This window comes from Mesorhizobium sp. M7A.F.Ca.CA.004.06.1.1 (assembly GCF_003999135.1).
Classification (GTDB): Bacteria; Pseudomonadota; Alphaproteobacteria; order Rhizobiales; family Rhizobiaceae; genus Mesorhizobium.
The window spans coordinates 1-2,494 of the sequence record NZ_RZPQ01000826.1 but is presented as its reverse complement, the minus strand read 5'-3'; the positions used below and the strand labels follow the sequence as shown (position 1 = coordinate 2,494).

3 protein-coding genes are annotated in these 2,494 nt (G+C 62.6%); 1 reads left to right on the top strand and 2 read right to left on the bottom strand.

The genetic code is table 11. The annotated features are described in order from the left end of the window. Together EN906_RS30720 and EN906_RS30715 are read right to left on the bottom strand one after the other, a co-directional pair. Positions 1 to 546: allophanate hydrolase subunit 1 (locus EN906_RS30720; protein WP_164777488.1), on the bottom strand; the 546-nt coding region annotated here is incomplete at its 3' end. A 6-nt stretch (positions 547 to 552) separates the two neighbouring features. Beyond that, on the bottom strand, positions 553 to 1,329 hold the full coding sequence (locus tag EN906_RS30715; protein WP_164748820.1) for an SDR family oxidoreductase: 777 nt from the start codon (positions 1,327 to 1,329) through the stop codon (positions 553 to 555). A 238-nt stretch (positions 1,330 to 1,567) separates the two neighbouring features. On the opposite strand from EN906_RS30715, the gene EN906_RS30710 reads away from it, so the two are divergent. Then, positions 1,568 to 2,203, top strand: a complete 636-nt coding sequence (locus tag EN906_RS30710) for an RraA family protein (RefSeq protein ID WP_127266694.1) — start codon at positions 1,568 to 1,570, stop codon at positions 2,201 to 2,203. Positions 2,204 to 2,494: the final 291 nt, after the last annotated feature.

Here is a 2,494-nt window from a genome sequence, read left to right as displayed (position 1 = left end):
GGACGGCGCGGTCATCGGGATGATACCCGCCTGCGCGCCACCAATGATGACGGCGCCCTCGGTAACTTTGAGGCGAGGCGTGCTGCGCCTTGCCCAGGCAAGCCGCGGGTCGAGACCGGACAGATAGGGAAAACCCGGCATGGCGCCGATGGCGGCGACGGTGTAGCGGGCCGCCGCGTGGCGCCTGACGGTCTCGTCGACAGACAGGCCGCAATGCGCGGCCCAGCCGGTGAGATCCTCGCCGCGCGCGCCGCCGTAGTGAACGGGAATCGTATGATGCGTGCCGGTCACCGGGTGGGCATCGGTGGCGGACCAGAGCGACATCAGTTGATCTCCGACGCTGTGGGCGTCTGTGGCGAGCGGGTCAAACACCACCAGCAGGTTGTTCATGCCGGGAACGGCCTCGCGCACCCCTTCGAGGCTCAGCGCGGCATTCGCTACCGCCCAGACCAGTTCCTGGGTGGCATCGTTGAAAGCCCCCTGCGTTCCATCGAGCAGCAGCGCGCCCGATCCCGCAAGGCTGATGTGGGGCGTACCGACAACCATGGGCGGTCAGTCCTTCACCGGCACCGTATAATTCAGGATCAGGCGACCGCCGTCCGGATAGATGGTCTGGCCGACAATGTATGAAGCGTCGTCGCTGGCCAGGAAGGAAGCGACGCTGGCAATCTCCGATGGCTCGCCACAGCGGCCGCTCGGCGTGCGCGACAGGATGGTCTGGCGCTGCGCTTCGCTGGCCATGACCGAGCTCTTGACCATGTCGGTCAGGATGGTGCCGGGGCCGATGGCATTGACGCGGATATTGTACGGGATCAGTCCGACGGCCATCACCGCGGTCAATTGCTTGATGCCGCCCTTGGACACGGCATAGGCGACGGAATTGGGGATGGCCAGAATGGCGTTGATCGAGGACATGTTGATGATCGAGCCGCCGCGTCCCTGTGCGATCATGGCTCTTGCCGCGGCCTGCCCGAGCAGGAAGGGCGCCTTGAGATTGACCCGCTGAACCAGGTCGAACGCCTCCTCGGGGAAGTCGACGAAATCGTCCAGATGGATGATGCCGGCATTGTTGATGAGGACGTCGACGCCGCCGAATCGCTCCGTGGCCTTGGCAACAATATCGGCTGCCATTTCCTGCGTGCATTCGGAGAGATCCGCCGATAGCCAGGCGGCACGCTCGCCCAGACGTTCGGCATGCTCGCGCCCGCGATCGGCCTGTATGTCGACAAGCACCACCTTGGCGCCATCGGCATGAAAGCGCTCGGCGCAGGCAAGGCCCAGGCCTCGTGCCGCCCCGGTGACGATCACGACTTTTCCTGCGTGCTTCACAACCCAATCCCTTTTTCACAATTGCGCATTTATGGATATGTTATCCAATCTATCTTGAACTTCGACGCCATTGCAAGCCCCGGATAAGTGGATCTGTTGGGTCGGTTCCGCAGCCGTTTGCCGTTTCTAAGCCGCTTTTGGCTTTTTTCTGCCAACCATCTTAAGCCGGTTGACTCCACTGAATTAATTGTGATTGGATACTATATTCATAAAGCGACGACGGCGAGGAGTGTAGGCGATGGCGGATGGATCTCAGGAAAGCGAACTGATCGACGCGTTCCGCGCCCTTGCGACGCCGTTGATCAGTGACAATCTCGCTCGTGTCCCCGGGGCTGTCGGGTTACGGCCGTTTCATCGGGTGAGCGGCGTCATGGCGGGGAGGGCGCTGACGGTCAGGACCCGCCCCGGCGACAACCAGTTCATCCATCGTGCGCTCGATCTGCTACAGCCCGGCGACGTCATTGTCGTGGACGGCGGTGGCTATGAGGGGCGCGCGCTGGTCGGCGAAATCATGACAAGTGTCGCGGCTTCGCGTGGCGCCGCAGGCATTGTCATCGACGGCGCCATTCGCGATGCCGGTGCCATCGGCCGCAATCCGTTCCCATGTTTCGCGCGGTCGGCCATCCATCTCGGACCTTACAAGGATGGTCCGGGAGCCATAAATGTTCCCGTCTGCATAGGCGGCATGGTCGTCGGTCCTGGCGACATCGTCGTCGGCGACGAGGATGGCGTCGTGGCATTTCCAATCGACGGTGCCGCGGCCTTGCTGGCGGCCGTCCGGTCGCAGGAAGCCCGCGAGGCCGAGATCATGCAGAGCATCCAGGAGAACCGTTATCAGGGAGCCTATGCCCGGGCTTCAAGCGGCAGTCACTGATCTGCCGGGTCAGTCCTTGCCGGTGACAATCGTGTGGCCGGCTGGCGATCTTGCTCAACATAACCGCTCCGCAGCTAACCGAGGGCGAAACAATGCATTTCGGGCACGCCGCCTGGATGCACCAACAGGGGAAAATGGAGAGAATTGATGGTTGTTTCCTTCAAGAGGCTAACTTGCGCCACCGCCCTTGCCGGGCTGGCTCTGACCACGATGGCCGCGGCTGCCGACATCAAGATCGGCATCGTGGCCCCCATGACTGGCCAACTGGCCAGTGAAGGGCAGGATATGGAG